At 53.3% G+C, this 18,576-nt stretch carries 17 protein-coding genes and 1 CRISPR repeat array; of the genes, 13 read left to right on the top strand and 4 right to left on the bottom strand.

Going from position 1 to position 18,576, the window contains the following annotated elements; genetic code table 11:
• Window positions 1–81: 81 nt before the first annotated feature.
• The 4 genes from TY09_RS04590 to cysK all read left to right on the top strand — a co-directional run bounded on the left by TY09_RS04590 (window position 82) and on the right by cysK (window position 5,884).
• Window positions 82–1,260, top strand: coding sequence for a pyridoxal phosphate-dependent aminotransferase (locus TY09_RS04590; protein ID WP_042431560.1), 1,179 nt, complete (start codon window positions 82–84; stop codon window positions 1,258–1,260).
• A 158-nt stretch (window positions 1,261–1,418) separates the two neighbouring features.
• Window positions 1,419–2,324, top strand: a complete 906-nt coding sequence (locus TY09_RS04585) for a fumarylacetoacetate hydrolase family protein (protein WP_042431558.1) — start codon at window positions 1,419–1,421, stop codon at window positions 2,322–2,324.
• Window positions 2,325–2,847: 523 nt separating this feature from the next.
• A CRISPR array of direct repeats spans window positions 2,848–4,002; the repeat unit is 32 nt; unit sequence GTCGCTCCCCATGCGGGGGCGTGGATTGAAAT.
• 530 nt (window positions 4,003–4,532) lie between these two features.
• Window positions 4,533–4,697, top strand: coding sequence for a hypothetical protein (locus TY09_RS18555; protein WP_009063017.1), 165 nt, complete (start codon window positions 4,533–4,535; stop codon window positions 4,695–4,697).
• Window positions 4,698–4,951: 254 nt separating this feature from the next.
• The gene (cysK, locus tag TY09_RS04580; RefSeq protein WP_042431557.1) at window positions 4,952–5,884 is read left to right on the top strand and encodes a cysteine synthase A; all 933 of its coding nucleotides are present in this window, start codon (window positions 4,952–4,954) and stop codon (window positions 5,882–5,884) included.
• Between the two features lie 397 nt (window positions 5,885–6,281).
• Here cysK and TY09_RS04575 read toward each other — a convergent pair whose 3' ends face one another.
• Window positions 6,282–6,548: a hypothetical protein gene (locus TY09_RS04575; protein ID WP_042431555.1), complete on the bottom strand. Its 267-nt coding sequence runs from the start codon at window positions 6,546–6,548 to the stop codon at window positions 6,282–6,284.
• Between TY09_RS04575 and TY09_RS04570 the strand changes: the two genes are divergently transcribed.
• A complete protein-coding gene (locus tag TY09_RS04570; RefSeq protein ID WP_242824575.1) occupies window positions 6,529–7,224 on the top strand; it encodes a polysaccharide deacetylase family protein in 696 nt (231 codons plus the stop codon). The genes TY09_RS04575 and TY09_RS04570 overlap by 20 nt on opposite strands.
• A 227-nt stretch (window positions 7,225–7,451) precedes the next feature.
• Here the strand turns inward: TY09_RS04570 and TY09_RS04565 are convergent, their stop codons facing one another.
• Both TY09_RS04565 and TY09_RS04560 read right to left on the bottom strand, forming a co-directional pair.
• Window positions 7,452–8,552, bottom strand: a complete 1,101-nt coding sequence (locus TY09_RS04565; protein WP_042431552.1) for a DUF3810 domain-containing protein — start codon at window positions 8,550–8,552, stop codon at window positions 7,452–7,454.
• A gap of 45 nt (window positions 8,553–8,597) precedes the next feature.
• The gene (locus tag TY09_RS04560) at window positions 8,598–8,999 is read right to left on the bottom strand and encodes an HTH domain-containing protein (RefSeq protein ID WP_081759600.1); all 402 of its coding nucleotides are present in this window, start codon (window positions 8,997–8,999) and stop codon (window positions 8,598–8,600) included.
• A 499-nt stretch (window positions 9,000–9,498) separates the two neighbouring features.
• On the opposite strand from TY09_RS04560, the gene TY09_RS04555 reads away from it, so the two are divergent.
• The 3 genes from TY09_RS04555 (at window position 9,499) to TY09_RS04545 (ending at window position 14,682) form a co-directional block, all read left to right on the top strand.
• Window positions 9,499–11,283, top strand: coding sequence for a hypothetical protein (locus tag TY09_RS04555; RefSeq protein ID WP_242841434.1), 1,785 nt, complete (start codon window positions 9,499–9,501; stop codon window positions 11,281–11,283).
• Window positions 11,284–11,322: 39 nt separating this feature from the next.
• Window positions 11,323–11,817 (top strand): LURP-one-related/scramblase family protein, encoded by a 495-nt coding sequence (locus TY09_RS18550; RefSeq protein WP_009063058.1) that lies wholly within the window; start codon window positions 11,323–11,325, stop codon window positions 11,815–11,817.
• Between the two features lie 231 nt (window positions 11,818–12,048).
• Window positions 12,049–14,682, top strand: a complete 2,634-nt coding sequence (locus TY09_RS04545; protein WP_042431550.1) for a valine--tRNA ligase — start codon at window positions 12,049–12,051, stop codon at window positions 14,680–14,682.
• A gap of 13 nt (window positions 14,683–14,695) precedes the next feature.
• Here TY09_RS04545 and TY09_RS18245 read toward each other — a convergent pair whose 3' ends face one another.
• Entirely contained in the window at window positions 14,696–14,854 is a 159-nt protein-coding gene (locus TY09_RS18245; RefSeq protein WP_157037044.1) for a hypothetical protein, read from the bottom strand.
• A gap of 79 nt (window positions 14,855–14,933) precedes the next feature.
• On the opposite strand from TY09_RS18245, the gene TY09_RS04540 reads away from it, so the two are divergent.
• From TY09_RS04540 to mraZ, 5 genes are all read left to right on the top strand, one after another.
• Complete coding sequence (locus TY09_RS04540; RefSeq protein ID WP_042431547.1) at window positions 14,934–16,235, top strand: bifunctional folylpolyglutamate synthase/dihydrofolate synthase; 1,302 nt, start codon at window positions 14,934–14,936, stop codon at window positions 16,233–16,235.
• Window positions 16,236–16,453: 218 nt separating this feature from the next.
• Entirely contained in the window at window positions 16,454–16,792 is a 339-nt protein-coding gene (locus tag TY09_RS04535) for an STAS domain-containing protein (RefSeq protein WP_009063040.1), read from the top strand.
• The gene (spoIIAB, locus tag TY09_RS04530) at window positions 16,776–17,219 is read left to right on the top strand and encodes an anti-sigma F factor (RefSeq protein ID WP_009062902.1); all 444 of its coding nucleotides are present in this window, start codon (window positions 16,776–16,778) and stop codon (window positions 17,217–17,219) included. Before TY09_RS04535 ends, spoIIAB begins: the two co-directional genes overlap by 17 nt.
• Entirely contained in the window at window positions 17,212–17,868 is a 657-nt protein-coding gene (locus TY09_RS04525; RefSeq protein WP_009063119.1) for a sigma-70 family RNA polymerase sigma factor, read from the top strand. The genes spoIIAB and TY09_RS04525 overlap by 8 nt, the downstream gene beginning before the upstream one ends.
• A 287-nt stretch (window positions 17,869–18,155) precedes the next feature.
• On the top strand, window positions 18,156–18,575 hold the full coding sequence (gene mraZ, locus TY09_RS04520; RefSeq protein WP_035316795.1) for a division/cell wall cluster transcriptional repressor MraZ: 420 nt from the start codon (window positions 18,156–18,158) through the stop codon (window positions 18,573–18,575).
• The last annotated feature ends 1 nt before the right edge of the window (window position 18,576 follow it).

Genomic DNA, 18,576 nt, shown 5'->3' with positions numbered 1-18,576 from the left:
TCTCCGCCGCAGGCGGTGGAAAATCAATCATTTGTTTCAAGCGGCGTTACTATAAAATCATTTATGAGAGGATGAATCGGGATGAACAAAAAAATTGCCGCCCGTATGGATATGCTGGCGCCCTCCGGAATTCGTAAAGTGAATGAAAAGGCGCTGGCCATGGAGCGGGCCGGAGAAAAAGTTCTCCATTTTGAAATTGGCCGCCCGGATTTCGATACGCCGGAGTACATCAAAAAAGCCTGTGAAAAGAGCCTGGAATCGGGGGATGTATTCTATACCTCAAACTTCGGCTCTATGGAGCTTCGCACCGCGATCGCAGAAAAGCTCAGAAAGCAGAACCATATCGATTACAAGCCCACAGAGATTCTTGTTACAGTTGGGCTTTCCGAAGCCGTGTTCGACGTTCTCTGCTCCATTTTGGATGAAGGGGATGAAATTCTGGTGCCAGACCCGGTGTGGATCAACTACATGAATGTTCCCCGCCTGCTGGGCGCGGTGCCGGTCACGTTTGGTCTTAACGAAGAGACCGGATTCCAGATTGATCTGGATGAGGTTCGTTCTAAAGTGACCGGCAAGACAAAGGCCCTTGTGCTGATTTCCCCGAACAATCCGACCGGCGGCGTTCTTTCGGAAGAAACCCTGCGCGGCCTTGCGGAAATTGCCATCGAAAACGACCTGATGGTCATTGCGGATGAAGTGTATGAGCGCCTGGTGTTTGACGGTGAACGCCACATTTCCATTGCGTCGCTGCCGGGAATGAAAGAGCGCACCTTCACGATGAACGGCCTTTCCAAAGCGTATTCCATGACTGGCTGGCGCCTTGGCTACGTGGCGGCGCCCGAGGAGTATATTGCCGTGCTGAATAAAATTCATCAGCACAACACAACCTGTGCGCCGTCCTTTGTGCAGACAGCCTCGATCGTCGCACTGCGCGACGAAACCGACGAGGTGGAGAAGATGGTAGCGGAATACAGCCGCCGCCGGGATTATGCGGTGCGTGCGATCAACGAGATCCCTGGCCTGAGCTGCCAGACCCCAAAGGGCGCGTTCTACATCTTCATCAATGCAAAGGAGCTCGGCATGTCCTCCGCACAGCTCGCGGATTATCTGCTGGATCACGCGAAAATCGCGATGGTTCCCGGCGACGTGTTCGGCCCCGGCGGCGAGGGCTATCTGCGGATGTCCTTCGCGAACAGCTATGAAAATATTATCGAAGGCTGTGAACGTCTGCGCAAGGCGGTAGAAGAGCTGCGCGGATGAGAATGCCATTGGAAGCGCAGGAAAAACAGCTGTATCCTCTCTCATCAAAAGCGGGAGGGATACAAAAAATGAATCTAATCTAAGATGAGATAGATTTTATCTGAAAGAAGCATCGCAGCCATAAAACTGCAATTCAATATGGGAAAGGAAGACAAAACATGAGATTTGTAACCATTCGCCTGGAGGAACAGGAGGTCGCTGCCGTAGTAACCTCGAAAGGAGCCCTGCCGGTTTCCCGCATCAATCAATGGAAGGGCACGGCGTGGAAAACCGAGCTGTATGATCTGATCTGCGCAGAGCAGATTCCCGGCCTCACCGCCTGGTACAATGCAGGCGGAAAAGAAGAGCTCGAAAGCATTCCAGGTCTTGTCCCCGCCGATCAGGTAGTATACGCTCCGCTGTACCGCAACCCGCCCCGCATTTTCGGAATCGGCCTGAACTATGTGGACCACGCGGGCGATCTGGGAGAAAACGCCCCGGTTGGCTTCCCGGGCAGCTTCTATAAGCCTGCTTCCTGCATTGTCGGCCCGGGGGACGACGTGTGCATCCCCGCCCTGCCCGAAGCGCAGAAAACCACCGGCGAGGCCGAGCTCGGCATCATCCTCGGCAAAAAGTGCAAGTTCATCGATGAAGAGCACTGGATGGATTACATCGTCGGCTACACCACGATTCTCGATATGACCGAGGAATCCATTCTGCGCCAGAACCCGCGTTTCCTCACGCTCGTCAAGGGCTTTGATACCTTCTTCAGCTTCGGCCCGCAGCTCGTTACCCCCGATGAGGTGGACGATGTTCTGCAGCTCGAGGTTCAGACCGTCCATAACGGCGAGGTTCACGCGAAAAATATCGTCAACAACATGACCCATAAGCCGGCGCGTCTGGTTTCGCTGGTATCGCACCTGCAGGGCTGGCTGCCGGGTGACATCCTCTCCACCGGAACGCCGCGGGCCGTGCATATTGAAGACGGCGATACCATCGAGTGCCGCATCTATGGCCCGAACGGATTCTCCATGGAGCCGCTGATCAACCCGGTGGTGGATTTAAAGCTGCGTCAGCCGGAGTAAGCCGGTGTTCCATTTTCGGAATCCACCGGTTTTAATGATACTTATCCCTTTTTCCTTTCATTTTATAAAAGCAGGGTACCGTTATGCGGTACCCTGCTTCGCTTTGTGAAAGGTGATTGGAACATGTGGAGCAAATTGCTGCGGATATCATAACAAAAAAATTTATATTCTGATCGAAAAGAATACAATACCTGTTGAGCTTTGTTGGTTTGCGGAGTAAAATAAAAATAATTAAAAATTCTGGAATCTGGTGGGGCAGTGGGCTTCGGATTCAATTTTGAAAAATTATCTGTCTAAAATAGAACACATGGGTGCAAAAATCAGCTGTTCTGTGGAACGGTTTTGATTATGCAGTGCGAACCATCAGCGAACAGAAAACAGCAGGGGTATTCGCGCTGATTTTTGGTAATTTAATTATTTTTCAGAATAATCATTGCATGATTAGCAGATGCGAAATTGATGTCTGAATAAAAGCTTGTGTAAAGACTCTTATTCTATCCGTTCGGCTTTGTCTGTTTTTGCAGTCGCTCCCCATGCGGGGGCGTGGATTGAAATCCGCCGACCGTGATACTTTTGGAAAATGGGCAGAGTCGCTCCCCATGCGGGGGCGTGGATTGAAATATGATTATTCCTCCTGTTCCGGCTTTCGAGCGTAGGTCGCTCCCCATGCGGGGGCGTGGATTGAAATAGCACCTTTTTGATGTTCTGGATTTCAGGATCGGTCGCTCCCCATGCGGGGGCGTGGATTGAAATTGGGCAGGCCTATCAGCGCAAGGTGCGCCCGGCGTCGCTCCCCATGCGGGGGCGTGGATTGAAATTCCAATGTAACCATTGGGGATTTTTCTTTTAGCCGTCGCTCCCCATGCGGGGGCGTGGATTGAAATTGAGCAAGTGTTTCTCGCCGTTCCGTTGGCATCGTCGCTCCCCATGCGGGGGCGTGGATTGAAATTATCAGTAATGGCGTGTATGATGGCGAGTTAGCTGTCGCTCCCCATGCGGGGGCGTGGATTGAAATTATAAGTAAATAGTAACACATTATAGAGTAACATTGTCGCTCCCCATGCGGGGGCGTGGATTGAAATCCGTCCCATCAGAAACGATTCCCGGTACTTTCCAAGTCGCTCCCCATGCGGGGGCGTGGATTGAAATTGCAAAATTCTCTCACTGAAGATCAATACAAAGCGTCGCTCCCCATGCGGGGGCGTGGATTGAAATCACTGATCGGATAAACCGGCATTCTGTGTAAAAGGTCGCTCCCCATGCGGGGGCGTGGATTGAAATCGCTCACGAAAGCCTTTGCGGCATCCGCAGCGGCGTCGCTCCCCATGCGGGGGCGTGGATTGAAATGACAAATTACAGCTCACCGCGCCAACGGTGATCTGGTCGCTCCCCATGCGGGGGCGTGGATTGAAATCACGGCAGAGCCGTCAGCGAGGCTGATTTTCCCGGGTCGCTCCCCATGCGGGGGCGTGGATTGAAATCGGTTTTACCTATATTGGAACTACAACCATAATGTCGCTCCCCATGCGGGGGCGTGGATTGAAATATTCCAGGGAAAGTTGATAATCTAAGAGTGCATGGTCGCTCCCCATGCGGGGGCGTGGATTGAAATTACTCGAACCTTTTCATATCCGAGAGCTTTTACGGTCGCTCCCCATGTGGGGGCGTGGATTGAAATACGGATTTCGTGGGCAATATTCACACCGTTCGCGCCGTCGCTCCCCATGTGGGGCGTGGATTGAAATCTGCATCTCTGCAATCAGCATAGGGCTGGCGGATTGTCGCTCCCCATGCGGGGAGCGTGGATTGAAATGGTAAGGACAAGACTCCGCGCGAGATGAAAGACCGTCGCTTCCCGTACGGGAAGCGTGGATTGAAATTACATGCAATCTTGGTTCGTGTAGTAGCAGAATTGCATCCTTCCATAAAATTTTTGGGCAATCGGCCGCGAAAATCCGGTATGGGATTCTCTGGCGGCTGATTGTCCCACCTTGTCCTTTCTACATATAATGAAGCACCTATCAAAAAGGAGGGTTTGATATGTGGGCTTGGTATCATTGTCATTGGTGGTTCTGCTATAACGGCCACTGTATCCCGTGGTATGATTAAGAAACGAGTGCGGCAATCGAGTCTGATTTAAAGATCGATTGTGTGCAGGACTGTATGAACACATGGATTTTCCATACACTATCCCCGAGGTGATTTTGTATGGATTATTCCGACTTTTCTTTTCCTCAGGCTCTGTCTGAAGATCGCAAGCTGAAAGAGTTTTTTGATTCTCTTCCGGAGCAGGATCAGCTGCGGCTGATGCAGGGCTGCAGCTCCTACGGCGAATTTTACGACAGGGTCGTACAGGCAATCCCAAAATGCTGAAAAAGGGGTCCGTCTTGTTGGCGGATCCCTTTTGCATGAAAATAGCCGGTTACATACGAAGGCGCACCTTGTAAGATGGGGCCCCTTTCTATTGACAAGGAAGAATGGCGTGATATAATAAAACCATACAAAATAGATATGAATTATTAGAGCGTGCGGCTTCGGGAGATCGGTATTCTCATCTTCCGGGAATCGGTGCGTTCTAATAATGATCGTTCATTCAGATTGATTATTTGGAGAAGGAGATTGCGGTTATGGCGAAAATTGCAAAAAATATTACGGAACTGATAGGAAAAACTCCTTTGCTGGAACTGACAAACTTTGAGAAAAAATATGATTTAAAGGCAACGATCCTCGCGAAATTGGAATATTTCAATCCCGCGGGCAGTGTAAAGGATCGCATCGCAAAGGCCATGGTGGATGACGCAGAGCAAAAGGGTCTGCTCAAAGCGGGCTCTGTGATTATCGAGCCGACCAGCGGCAATACCGGTATCGGCCTTGCATCGGTCGCAGCGGCCAGGGGCTACCGGATTATCCTCACCATGCCGGAAACCATGAGCATTGAAAGAAGAAATCTGCTGAAGGCCTATGGAGCAGAGGTCGTTTTGACCGATGGTTCCAAGGGCATGAGGGGCGCAATTGTCAAAGCGACTGAGCTTGCAAAAGAAATCCCGAATGCGTATATTCCGGGGCAGTTTGAAAATCCTGCAAATCCGGCGGCACATCAGGCGACCACCGGCCCCGAAATCTGGCAGGATACGGACGGAAAGGTTGACTTCTTTGTGGCGGGTATCGGAACCGGCGGCACCATCACGGGTGTTGGTGAATATCTGAGAAGCCAGAACCCCGATGTGAAGATTATTGCGGTGGAACCCGCGAGTTCTCCCGTTTTGTCGAAGGGAACCCCGGGCCCGCACCAGATTCAGGGAATCGGTGCCGGATTTGTTCCGGATGTTCTGGACACCAAGATTTACGACGAGATCATTCCGGTAGAGAACGAAAACGCGTTTGCAAAAAGCAAAGAGGTCGCCAAAACAGAGGGGTTGCTGGTGGGTATCTCCGCGGGTGCGGCGCTTTGGGCGGCGGAACAGCTGGCAAAACGCCCCGAAAACGCAGGGAAAACGATCGTAGCGCTCCTTCCGGATACCGGCGAGCGTTATCTCTCCACTCCTTTGTTCTCTGATTAATTTTCAAAAAATTTTGAAACAGGCTGCGTGCTAAAAACACGCAGCCTGCTTTTTTGTGAGGAACAGGAATTCATACAAAATTGCTTTTTTAAGTATGTAATAGGAACCTATAAACGGCGGTTTATAGCAGTATAAAACAGTTGTTGGTTAAGATGATGGGTTTTTCTCGTTCTGATCCAAAAATCCCGGATATTGTGGCGTTGGGGTAATTTGGAAACAAAATAAAGGTTACAATCCTGTTAAACAGCATCCTTTTTAAAAGCGCTTGTGCTATAATGAGAAAAGTTAAAAAAAGGGAAGTGCTGATCGTGTCTGTCGGGAAAAAACGTGTTATTATTGCTGCCTCAATGCTTGCTGTTGCGATTTGTATTGGGGTGATTATAGGGTCTGTCGCCGGTTATGTTACGAAGTCTGCTTTTGTGAATACTCCTTCCTCCGAGGCGTCGATTGGCGAAGATCTCTCGCAATTGGTCACGTCACAGCCTGTCTCAGAGCAACCGGTTTCGTCTGCTGCGGAAATTTCAGAAATTCCGTCCTCAAAACCTGTTTCTTCGGCGGTTTCGCGCCCCACTTCTGTTCCTTCGTCGTCTTCGTCTTCCTCCAAAGCGTCTTCTTCGCCGAATTCGGCGGCGATCGCAAAAGAGATGGAAGCAATCCAGGCCATGTTCCCGAATTTTTATGTGGATCCAACAGAGAAAATCGCACATAAGGCCGGGGATAAAGTGGCTTACCTCACCTTTGACGACGGACCGTCTGCGCTGACTCCGCAGGTGTTGAAAATACTGGCGGACAACGATGTGAAAGCGACCTTCTTTGTGATAGGGCGCAGTGATGAGCAATCCAAAAAATGGATGAAAGAGATCGTCGATCAGGGCCATACCATCGGGATGCACACATACACTCACAATTACAAGCAGATTTATGCGTCGCCCACCGCGTTTTTCACCGATTTATCGAAGTTGAATGATCTGATCACCGAGGCCACCGGAGTAAAGCCGCAGATCGTGCGGTTTGCCGGCGGCAGCGTGAACAGCTACAATAAAGCCATTGCACGCCCGGTTGCAGATGAGCTGACGCGCAGAGGATACACGTATTTTGACTGGAACGTCAGCGCGGGCGATGCGGAAAAGGGCGCAACAGCGCAGTCGATTTACCAGAACACCGTCAATGAAACCCTTCAGTTTGAAAAGGCGGTCATTCTGTTTCACGACGCTTCCACCAAACACGATACGGTCAAGGAACTCCCCAAGATCATCGAGACGCTGAAAAAGAACGGCTATCGCTTTGATAAGCTGGATCCCTCCGTCAAACCGATCATCTTTAAGCTTCCGGCCCATTGATGCCGGCGGGCGGCAGCCTTGCTCGTTTTCCTGAGAACCAACGAAAAAATTTTCGGACATCTCTTCTGCGATAAGCAGAGATGATGTCCGAATCTTTTTTCATTAGAAGAGGCCATATTGTTTCGTCCCAAAGGCATTTTACCCTTGCCGGGCGAATTCAGACAGTAAAAGCGGACAGATGGAGGGCCAGCCTTTATTCACAACAGCGGAAGCGTGGTCGATGAGGGCTATTTCAGGCCGTGGCGCTGCCGGTAATCCGCCAGCAGAAGATCGACCATTCGGCCGTAGCTTTTTACGCCGTCCTCCTGACGGTTTGATTTCAGGTAGCTGTCGTTGACCTTTGCCGCCACCTTTGCCGCCGGGCCTTCAAACTGCTTCCAGTAAGCGCTGGCCGCGGCAAGGTCTTTTTGCGCGCCGGCATCCAGAAGACCATAGGTTTCCTGTCCGGCTTTCTGGTCGGCGGAATACAGGGCGTTGTTTGCATAAATAAAAGCCAGCATGGTGCCGGAATAGGAAAACGAGGGATTTGTACTGTTCCGGCTGGCCAAATACGCGATGAAGTTGGCTTCGTCTTCGCGCATGTAGCCCCGCACATGGCTCAGCTCGTGCAGCATGGTGGCGGGGATGCCGTAAGCCGGGGCGTCCACGTTGACGTTTGCCTCCATGGTAAAAGGAAAATAGATTCCGGTAATGTCCAGGTATGACATCAGCCGCGAAGCCATCACGGCTTTTGGCGCTCCGTAGCCGCTTTTTAAGGTGGGGTATCGTGCTTCCATAGAGTCCATCACGTTGCGTGCTGTTTCGGCAGCCTCTTTCCGGTCGGGGAGAACGGCGACTCCCTGGCTGTCCGTTTCAATTCCCGTCCGGTCGCGGTTGGCGTCTTGGGCTAGCTCTGTGCACAGCGCTTTCAGTTCTTCAGCAGAGGAGGGGCGCACTGTCAGCCCTGAAACCTGCGCGAACGGGTAACGGGAGTAGTTGATTCCGCAGTTGATCGTGAACCAAAAGGCGATCACACCCGCCGCGCAGAGCAGAGAAGCCAGCGCGCGCAGCAAAAGCGTTTTTCTCTCCTGTCTGCGGCGGATCAGCCGGACAATCAGGCGGATGAGCAGAGCGGGGAGAAGCACGATCAAAATCGCCAGCAGCAGCTCCATGATGGAAAAGGGAACCAGAGAGGTGATGCGGTTTTCTCCTAAAGAAAATACAGGGTAAAGCGTTACGGCGTACCACTCCGCCCACTCCGGCCTCATAGAAGCAGCATACGAAGTGGCCAGAGAAAGCGGCAGCAGCAGAAAAAGCCAGATTCGTTTAAACGAAAGCAGGGATTTCATAAGTATTCCTCATATCTTAGATTATTGTTCAGGCTCATTGTCCTTTCAGAAAAATCGGAGCGCCATTGTGACAGCCGCTATTTTATACTTGATTTCGGCATTGGTTTTTTCACATTGGTCACTTAGAAACAAGTCTACATCAGCGATTTCAATTCCTGCCATTTTTGCAATGGTTTCTTTTGAAAGCTGATGATAAGACAATACTATTTCCAAAAAGGCTTTTACCTTCAGGTCAGGCAGTCCTTCCGGTATCATGGCTAAAAACATCATTTTATCTAAAGTTTTTGTTCTTTCCATGAAACCATCAGGAAGAACTTGCATGTTTCCTTGGGCAATCTGATACACACTTTCAACGCTGAGGGAAAGATATTTCGCCAAAGTTTCCACATTAAAATGATACTCTTCCAATAGCTTTTTTAGGCAAAGTGAGACATCGGCGACACTCATAACGATCAACCTCCCGATACTAACGTTCCTGAATTTATCTTTCCATTTAAATATACCACTGGCGCAATACATGTTGCAGCATATCTTACAGCAGAATCGAAAGCAAGGCCTTCCATTTCAGGGAAAACATTGAATCATCAGCCTGGTGATTCATGATAGCCAAAGAACGGCTATGATACTGCCCATATGAGGTTATTATATAACATGAAATATTACAAGTAAAAGAAAATTGTCTTTTTTTCGTCCACAATGGTCAATCGGGTATAAAAACGGCGTTTCTTTTCTCTGCAAACCGCTTTCTGTGCTTGGCAAATGCTGGTCGATTGTGATACAATAAACCCAATAACGATCTGATTTGCGTTCTGCTAAAATCTGCAAATGAAAAATGGAAGCCATGGTATTTCTGCTCGCTTTCGGCGGGGAAAAATACCGGTCGCGATTCTATATTTATGGTGGATTTGAATCGGCGCTGTTCAGACATCATTTACGGGAGTCGGCCATGCTGAAATCTCTTTTGCAATCTCGTTCGAAGCTGCTTCACATATTGCCCTATGTTGTCATCGCAGGGATGACGGTTTTGTTTCTGGTCCGTTCCGTTTTTGGATTCGATTGGTCCGACGAAACGTATTATCTGGCCCTGCCTTACCGGTTTTCGTTGGGCGATCGCCCATTTCTGGATTCCTGGGATATTCATCAGACCGGGGCCCTGCTGATTGCACCGATTTTATGGCTGTACCGGCTGGCCGTGGGGGACATGACGGGAATCCTCCTGTTCATGCGCACTCTGTATATCTGTGTGGATGCCGTTGTGGCTCTTCTGGTATACCGGGCGGTGTTCCGTCTGTTCCGGCGCAGGCTTCCGGCGTTGATCTGCGCGGGCCTGTTTTTTTCGTTTACCCCGTTCGGGATCAATAATTTTTCCTATAATAGTATGGGGTATCTGTTTACAACGTCAGCCGCCATGCTTCTGTTTTTCCTTTATGGGGATTCCTTTTCGGTGCCGGTGGCCTTTGGCATCGGGGCGCTTTCGGGAGCCCTTTTGGCGTTTGCGTGTATTTCCTACCCGTTTTTCATTGTGATGGTGCCGATTTTTCTGCTGGCGCTGTTCCGGATTCGCCCGCGTGTGCGGAAAAACGGCCTCGAGCCCGAATCGCGCGCGCCGCTGTTCGGGATGCTCTGCGGCGGGGCGGTCACTCTGCTTCTGGCAGCAGGGTATCTGCTGGCGGTAAGCGGGATTTGGGGAATCGTCAATAATATGAGGTATCTGTTTCAGGACCCGGAGCATCCGTACCAGAACCTGCTCGTCAAAACCTCGCTGTTTTTGCAGGATTACCAGCTGCTCACAATTCTTTCCCTGCTCGAAATCACGCTGTTGGTACTCATCGTTTTGTCGCGTCAGATGAAAACAGACCTCGACCTTTCGCCGGTGCTGGAAGTGATGATCTGGATCTGCATGCCGCTGAGCCTGATTATTAATGTGGGTATGGTGCTGATCCAGTCGGAATCCGATCTGACCTTTACCTCTAAGGTCAATTATATTCAGGCCTGCGCGGGGCTTTGGCCGCTGGTTCTCACGGCGTACCGGCCGCAGCGCCGCAGCCGGATTGTGATCTGGGTTTTGTACGTACCGTCGCTGGTGCTCAGCTGGGCGGTGTATGCGGCCAGCAATAACGGGATGACGGGCGCGTCGTATATCCTGAATCTTTCCTCGCTGGCGCTGGTTTTAACGGCATATGATTTTTACACGGCGGAGCGCGAGGCGCCCGCGTCGCGCCGCAGGATGCTGAAAACTCTTTGGGCGGCGTTTGCCAGCTCTCTGGTGCTTTTGGTGCTGTGCAACACGGTCATGCGCGCTCAGGCCGTTTACCGCGATGAACCGATCGTGTACCTGCGCACGCAGCTGACGACCGGCCCGGCCAAGGGCCTTTATACCACACCGGCCGCGGCGGCCCGCTATACCGGCCTGGTGGAGGATATTCAAAACGCCATGCCCTCGGGCGACGGAAAAGTGATGTTTAACGAACTGCTGCCGTTCGGCTATCTGTGCGGCCAGCAGAGGCCCGCGCCGCCGTCGCTCTGGCGCTCAGAGCTGCCGTCGAAACGGATCGACGCGTTCTTTACCCAAAATCCGCAGAACCGGCCGGCCCTTTTATATGTGGTCAAAGCGCCCTACGGAGTAAACAACGGCACAGAGCCGGTCACGCAGCGCACGGCGGAGCGCATTCTGGGCGGACCGGTCGTTATGAAGGAAACGGAATATTCTTACCAATTTACCAGAAAATAAGGGTAAGAGAATCGATGGAATATCGAAGGGGACATCCGGATGGACTATTATCTGAACAGACATACCGAGGCGGGTTCGACTCTGTTTGATGTATTCGACACAGCCGGTACCTGTCTTTATACCGTAGAAGGCGAGTGGGGCTCGTTCGGGGGCAAACTGTACCTGCGCGATGCCGCCGGAGCCGAGGCAGCGAAAATCAGCTGCGTGGGAATCCACGGTCTGTGCAAGTACAGCGTGCAGATCGGGGAGAAAGAACGCATGCGCGTGACGTATAACCTTGCGTCATCGGGCGGCAGCCTGCGCCTGAGTAAGACGGACTGGAGCCTCCGCGGCGATCTTCTCACCCGCAGCTTCGACGCGGTGGACGGCCGGGGCAACGTGCGCATGACTCACGCGCCCTGCTGGACGGCCCACGGCGATGGCTACGGAATTCACGTAGAGCGGCAGCAGGATGTGCCGCTTTCCCTGTGCCTTGCCGTGATTGTGGACAATGCCGCGCTGTGCGGCCCGGGGTGTGCGGTTCCGGCCAATTAATCATTGACAAAGCCCCGGTACGATGGGATAATATGAGGCAGATGCGAACAGCCGCGAATCGCCGCGCTTTGTGCGGAAAATTGCGGAAAACAGGGCGTGGGAATCCCCGCGCTTTGTGCTTTTCGGGCGGTAAACGCAGCGTGATTTGTACCCAATAAGGCCGGGCTTTGTGCCCGGCTGGCGCTCCCCGCAGCGCCGCTTGATTTGGATAGATTTTTAGGAGGAAACAGAATGAGCAAGGAGCTTGCGAAGATGTATGAGCCGCAGGAGGTAGAGGACAGAATTTATCAGTTCTGGCTTTCCGGCGGCTATTTTCACGCGGAGGCGGATCCGCAGAAGGACCCGTATACCATTGTCATTCCGCCGCCGAATATTACCGGCCAGCTTCACATGGGGCATGCGCTGGACGAAACCTTACAGGATATTCTGATCCGCTGGCGCAGAATGCAGGGCTATTCGGCTCTGTGGCTGCCGGGTACCGACCACGCCTCCATTGCGACGGAGGCAAAGATCGTGGAGGCCATGCGCAAAGAGGGCATCACCAAGGAAGAAATCGGCCGCGAGGGCTTTTTGAGCCGCGCGTGGGACTGGAAAGAAAAATACGGCGGAACCATCATCGGCCAGCTCAAAAAGCTCGGCTGTTCCTGCGACTGGGAGCGTGAGCGTTTCACACTCGATGAAGGCTGCTCCGAAGCGGTTCGCGAGGTATTCGTGCGCCTGTATGAAAAGGGCCTGATTTACCGCGGCGAGCGCATCATCAACTGGTGCCCTCACTGCCGCACTTCCATTTCCGACGCGGAGGTGGACTTCAGCGAACACGACGGCAGCTTCTGGCACCTGCGCTACCCGCTCAGCGACGGCTCCGGCGACATTCGCCTTGCGACGACCCGCCCCGAAACCATGCTGGGCGACACCGCTGTGGCGGTGCATCCGGACGACGAGCGCTACCGGCACCTGATCGGCAAAACCGTGATTCTGCCGCTGGTCGGCAAAGAGATTCCGATCGTTGCGGATACGTATGTAGAGCCGGATTTCGGAACCGGCGTGGTGAAGATCACACCGGCCCACGACCCGAACGACTTCGAGGTCGGTCTGCGCCACAGTCTGCCCGTCATCAATGTGATGGACGAGGCCGGTATCATCAATGAAAACGGCGGCAAATATCAGGGGATGGACCGTCTGGATGCGAGAAAACAGATTGTCAAAGACCTGGACGAGCAGGGCTACCTGCTCAAGGTAGAGCCGATCAAGCATAATGTCGGCTCCTGCTACCGCTGCTCCACCATCGTTGAGCCGCGCGTTTCCAAGCAGTGGTTCGTCAAGATGCAGCCGCTGGCTGAGCCCGCCATCGACCGCGTGAAGGACGGCGAAGTGAAATTCGTTCCCGAGCGCTTTGAAAAAATCTATTATCATTGGATGGAAAACATCCGCGACTGGTGCATTTCGCGCCAGCTGTGGTGGGGTCACCGCATTCCCGCGTGGTACTGCGCGGACTGCGGCGAAATGATCGTTATGAAGGAAGAGCCCGATACCTGCCCCAAATGCGGCAGCCATCACCTGCACCAGGACCCCGACACGCTCGATACCTGGTTCTCTTCTGCGCTGTGGCCGTTCTCCACACTCGGCTGGCCGAAGAACACCGAGGACCTGAAATACTTCTACCCGACCAACACGCTGGTAACGGGTTATGATATCATCTTCTTCTGGGTGGCGCGCATGATCTTCTCTGCCATCGAGCAGACCGGCCAGGTGCCGTTCGATACCGTACTGATCCACGGTCTGGTGCGCGACGCGCAGGGACGCAAAATGTCCAAGTCGCTCGGCAACGGCATTGATCCGCTGGAGGTCATCGCGGACTTCGGTGCGGACGCGCTGCGCTTTACGCTCGCGACCGGCAACAGCCCGGGCAACGATCTGCGCTTTTCAGACGACAAGGTCAGCGCCAGCCGCAACTTTGCAAATAAAATCTGGAACGCGGCCCGCTTTATCCGCATGAATATTGAAGGCCATGAGGTGGAAAACCGCCTGCCGGAGCACCTCACACAGGCCGACCGCTGGATCATCGGCACCTTCCACGAGGTGGCAAAGGAGATCACCGAGAATCTTGAGAAATTCGAGCTCGGCATCGCCGTGCAGAAGCTCTATGACTTTTTGTGGGATGATTTCTGCGACTGGTATATCGAGATCGCCAAAATCCGCATGCAGGGTGAGGACGAGCAGACCGCGCAGAGCGCCCGGCAGGTGCTGGTGTGGGTCATGTCCAATACGCTGAAGCTCCTGCATCCGTTCATGCCGTTTATTACGGAAGAAATCTGGCAGTCGCTGCCGCATGAGGGCGATTCCATCATGGTCTCCCAATGGCCGGAATACGACGCGGCGCTCAGCTTTGAGCAGGACCGCGTTGAAATGCGTCGCGTGATGGATGCCATCCGTGCCGTGCGCAATCGCCGTGCCGAAATGAACGTGCCGCCGTCGCGCAAGGCGCATCTTTCTGTCGCCGTAACAGGCACGGCCGCAGATACGTTCCGCGCGAATGTCGACGTGATCTCCCGCCTTGCATACGCAAGCCAGGTAGAGATCGCGGATTCCTGGAACCTGCCGGACGCTGTGACGATCGTTGCCGATGCCGCGACGCTGTATATCCCCACCGACGAGCTGGTGGATAAGAAGGCCGAGCTGGCCCGGCTCGAAAAAGAGCTGGAATCCATCCAAAAGCAGTTGGATTCCGCCGAGGCGAAGCTCAAAAACGAAACCTTCCTCTCCAAAGCGCCCGACAATGTGGTGGACGGTGTGCGTAAAAACGCAGAGAAGCTGGCGGAAAAAGCCGCCGGTATCCGTTTGGCAATTCAAAATCTCAGCAAATAATAAGTAACCCGGTTCATCCGAGCGTCGCCGCCATTTTTGGCGGCTGACGATTTTTATTCAGGCCTCGTTTGAAAAATGAAGAGACTTCTCTGTTTCGGCTGAAATTGCACTGCCCGGCATCAAAATGCTCGGAATGCGGAATGTATTCCTGCGCTGCTTCTTTGTTCGGCACAGTTTTATCTCGAAAACCCGTTGTTCTTTATTGATCTGGCAAGGCCCCAAAACGGATGGCCGGAAAAGGGGATGCGATCATGACATATCAAGAAGCGCTGGAACAAATCTCTTCTCAGGCAAAGTTTGGCATTAAGCCGGGTCTCGAACGCATTATAAAGCTGCTCGACAAAATGGGCAATCCGCAGGACCGGCTGAAGTTTGTACATGTGGCCGGCACCAACGGCAAGGGCTCCACCTGCGCGTTGCTCTCTTCCGTGCTGACTGCGGCGGGCTACAAAACGGGCCTGTATATTTCCCCCTATATTCTGGAATTCCGCGAGCGCATGCAGATCTGCGGGCAGATGATCCCGAAAGAGGAGCTGGCCGCGCTGACCGAGGAGCTGCTGCCGCTCATTCAGGAGATGGAGCAGGACGGCGACGCCCTCACGGAATTTGAGTTCATCACCGCTCTGGCAATGGAGTGGTTCGCCCGCAGCAAATGCGATGTGGTGGTGTTGGAGGTCGGCCTCGGCGGCCGCTTCGACGCGACCAATATCATCAAAACCCCGCTTGTATCGGTCATCATGTCCATCTCGCTCGATCACACCGGAATTCTCGGCGATACGGTGGAGAAAATCGCGTTTGAAAAGGCCGGCATCATCAAAGAGGGCGGCGATACCGTTGTGTTCTCGCGGCAGGACTACGGCGCCATGCAGGTGATGCGCGAGGCGGCGCAGCAGCGGAACAACAGCTTCTGCATTGCGGAGCCGGAAGAGATGGAGCAGGTGGAAAGCGATCTGCTCGGCACCCGCTTTGTCTATCGCGGCGCCCCGATGCACATGCCGCTGATCGGCGAGCATCAGGTGCTCAACGCCGCCACCGTTCTGGCGGCGCTGGACGTTCTGCGCAGAAAGGGCTTCAAGCTTCCTTTGCAGGCGGTAGCCGAGGGCTTTGCGCAGGTATCCTTCCCGGCGCGTCTGGAGCTGCTCTCCAAAAATCCGATCTTCCTGCTGGATGGCGCGCATAACCCGAACGGGGTACAGGCGCTGGCGGTGGCGCTGCGGCAGTATCTTTCCGGCAAGAGGATCACGGCCATTATGGGCATGCTCGCCGATAAGGACAGTCATGCCTCGATCGGCTATCTGAACGGCCTGCTCGATCAGGTTTACACCCTCACTCCCGATAATCCCCGCGCCATGCAGGCAGAGGATTTTGCTGCTCTCTGGCGGGAAATGGGAGTTTCGGCCAAGGCGGCGCAGTCGCCCCGGCAGGCGGTAGAGCTGGCCCTTGCCCACGCGGGGAGCGACGGCGCGATCATCGTGTGCGGCTCACTGTACCTTGCGGCCGAAATTCGCCCGATTGCCATCGAAATTTTAAAAGGAATGGCTCCATCCGCATAATTCGAGTAAAATTTTACCAGAAAACCTCTATCCTAATGGGTAGAGGTTTTTTTATTTCCCGCAGCGTTTTTCCGGGAATGGGACAGGCTGTTTCCCGACGGATTTTTCGGAATTTGCTCCGATTTTGTCGAATTCTTTGCAAAGGCATGTATAATCGGAAATTTCTGGAAAAAATAAAGGAAGAAAACAGATGCGGGTAAAATCCGGGAGGAAGAACAATGAATGATGTCAGGCTGATTTTAAAGGAAGGCACGCTGACAGCTCTGCTCAGCGGCGAAATCGACCATCATAACGCCCGGGGGATTCGTGAGGCCATTGACGAAACGGCCGGTAAAACGAAGCCCAAAGAGCTGATTCTGGATTTTTCCAGGGTGCAGTTTATGGACAGCTCGGGCGTGGGGCTGATCATGGGCCGTTATCGGCTGATGCAGGTGCTGGGGGGGTCCGTCACCATTGCGAATCTGCCGCCGAAGGTGGAAAAAGTGGTTTCCATGGCAGGGCTGGACAAGCTGGTGAAATTTGAAAAAGGAGTGGTATACCGTGAAACCGATGAATGAAATGAACGTGTCTTTTCTCAGCTGTTCCGCAAACGAGAGCTTTGCGCGGGCGGTCGTGTCGGCGTTTGTAGCGCAGATGGACCCGACCATCGACGAGATTTCCGATATTAAAACGGCCGTGTCGGAGGCGGTGACAAACTGCATTGTCCATGCGTACCGCGATACGCTGGGCATGATTTACATAACCGCCAGGCTGTATGAGGACGGCGGGGTGCAAATCCGCATTCGCGACAAGGGCTGCGGTATCGAGGATGTACAGAAGGCCAGAGAGCCGCTGTTTACCACCGGCGGGGAAGAGCGTGCCGGACTGGGCTTTGCGGTGATGGAAAGCTTTATGGATGACGTCCTTGTGACGTCCCGCGTGCAGAAGGGCACCACCGTCACGCTCAAGAAGAAGCTGGCCCGCAGGCGGGCTTCCAATGATTGACCGGGACCGCATGATCAGTGAGAACATCGGTCTGGTGCACGCGTGTGCCAAACGCTTTAAGGCGCGCGGCGTGGAGTATGAAGATCTGTTCCAGGCGGGATGTATGGGGCTGGTCAAGGCGGTCGATCATTTTGAGGAGGAGCGCGGGCTGCGTTTTTCCACCTACGCGGTGCCGGTCATCCTCGGTGAAATGCGCCGTCTGTTCCGGGACGGCGGCAGCATCAAGGTGGGGCGCTCGCTCAAGGAGCTTTCGCTGAAAGCGACGAGGGCCACGGCAGAGTTTAACAGGATACACGGCAGGACCCCCACCATCGGGGAGCTTGCGGCGGAGCTCGGGGTCGAAATCACCGAAGCGGCGCAGGCGGTGAATGCCGGTCAGCAGCCTCTTTCGCTCACCGCGGCGGAGGATGAGGGCGGCGGGCAGATCGATGTGCCGGTGGAGGCGCCCGATGAGCGGATTTCGGAGCTGCTGTCTTTGCAGCAGGTGGTCGGTGAGCTGGAGCCGAGAGACCGCAGTATTATTGTATACCGGTACTTTAAAAGTCAGACGCAGGCGCAAACAGCACAGGCCCTGGGGATGACACAGGTGCAGGTTTCCCGCAGAGAAAAAGTGATTCTGCGGGGCCTGCGGGAGAAGCTTTTAGAATAATCAAAGTGAAAAAACACACAGAAGCCAACGATCAGGCTTCTGTGTGTTTTTTTAGTAATAATTCATAATTTTATTATTGGTAAATTATTGAAATAATAAAAGGAATTTTTTGCCATTTAACTGAGGAATTACTGGATTTTGCCCGAAATTGCTTGATTTCTTTTGTCAAGAGGCCGAAAAAAAAGATTGCTTTTTCCGCTTCGATCCAGTATAATTTAAACAAAAGTGGTGAAAGGTGGAGGGAAGTAGAGCAAAGTGGTTTGCCGCTGCTCCCCGGACAGGCTGTTATGTTGATTGGAGAATACCAACATAATATCGATCCGAAGGGCCGAGTGATCGTTCCCGCCAAATTCCGTGAGGATTTGGGAGAACGGTTTTATATCACCAAGGGCCTGGATGGATGCCTTTTTGTGCTTTCGGGCGTGGAATGGGAACGTCTGCAGGAGAAAATCCGGCAGATGCCGATTTCCAAAGCCAGAGGGCTTCAGCGCTTTTTCTTTTCCGGCGCGGCTGAGGTTGAGCCGGACAAGCAGGGTCGAGTGCTGATTCCGCAGCAGCTGCGGGATTACGCTCAGATTCAGAAGGATGTAGCAGTGATCGGCGCTTCAAGCCGTGCGGAAATTTGGGACGCGGCCCGCTGGGCAGAATTCAATTCCGGCCTGACGGAGGAGAGCATTGCGGAAGCGATGGATATCCTGGAATTATAAG

This window comes from Faecalispora jeddahensis (assembly GCF_000577335.1).
Classification (GTDB): domain Bacteria; phylum Bacillota; class Clostridia; order Oscillospirales; family Acutalibacteraceae; genus Faecalispora; species Faecalispora jeddahensis.
The sequence above is the reverse complement of the archived record's forward strand: the minus strand, read 5'-3'. Positions and strand labels throughout refer to the sequence as shown.

What these genes read in the sequence shown, in the direction of transcription:
- TY09_RS04535 (WP_009063040.1), top strand. Translation starts at nt 16,454, where the DNA reads ATGAATGATGTCAGGCTGATTTTAAAGGAAGGCACGCTGACAGCTCTG.
- TY09_RS18550 (WP_009063058.1), top strand. Translation starts at nt 11,323, where the DNA reads ATGGACTATTATCTGAACAGACATACCGAGGCGGGTTCGACTCTGTTT.
- TY09_RS04585 (WP_042431558.1), top strand. Translation starts at nt 1,419, where the DNA reads ATGAGATTTGTAACCATTCGCCTGGAGGAACAGGAGGTCGCTGCCGTA.
- TY09_RS04570 (WP_242824575.1), top strand. Translation starts at nt 6,529, where the DNA reads ATGGAAGCAATCCAGGCCATGTTCCCGAATTTTTATGTGGATCCAACA.
- TY09_RS04565 (WP_042431552.1), bottom strand. Translation starts at nt 8,552, where the DNA reads ATGAAATCCCTGCTTTCGTTTAAACGAATCTGGCTTTTTCTGCTGCTG.
- TY09_RS18555 (WP_009063017.1), top strand. Translation starts at nt 4,533, where the DNA reads ATGGATTATTCCGACTTTTCTTTTCCTCAGGCTCTGTCTGAAGATCGC.
- TY09_RS04575 (WP_042431555.1), bottom strand. Translation starts at nt 6,548, where the DNA reads ATGGCCTGGATTGCTTCCATCTCTTTTGCGATCGCCGCCGAATTCGGC.
- TY09_RS04555 (WP_242841434.1), top strand. Translation starts at nt 9,499, where the DNA reads ATGCTGAAATCTCTTTTGCAATCTCGTTCGAAGCTGCTTCACATATTG.
- TY09_RS04590 (WP_042431560.1), top strand. Translation starts at nt 82, where the DNA reads ATGAACAAAAAAATTGCCGCCCGTATGGATATGCTGGCGCCCTCCGGA.
- mraZ (WP_035316795.1), top strand. Translation starts at nt 18,156, where the DNA reads ATGTTGATTGGAGAATACCAACATAATATCGATCCGAAGGGCCGAGTG.
- TY09_RS04545 (WP_042431550.1), top strand. Translation starts at nt 12,049, where the DNA reads ATGAGCAAGGAGCTTGCGAAGATGTATGAGCCGCAGGAGGTAGAGGAC.
- TY09_RS04560 (WP_081759600.1), bottom strand. Translation starts at nt 8,999, where the DNA reads ATGAGTGTCGCCGATGTCTCACTTTGCCTAAAAAAGCTATTGGAAGAG.
- TY09_RS04525 (WP_009063119.1), top strand. Translation starts at nt 17,212, where the DNA reads ATGATTGACCGGGACCGCATGATCAGTGAGAACATCGGTCTGGTGCAC.
- cysK (WP_042431557.1), top strand. Translation starts at nt 4,952, where the DNA reads ATGGCGAAAATTGCAAAAAATATTACGGAACTGATAGGAAAAACTCCT.
- TY09_RS04540 (WP_042431547.1), top strand. Translation starts at nt 14,934, where the DNA reads ATGACATATCAAGAAGCGCTGGAACAAATCTCTTCTCAGGCAAAGTTT.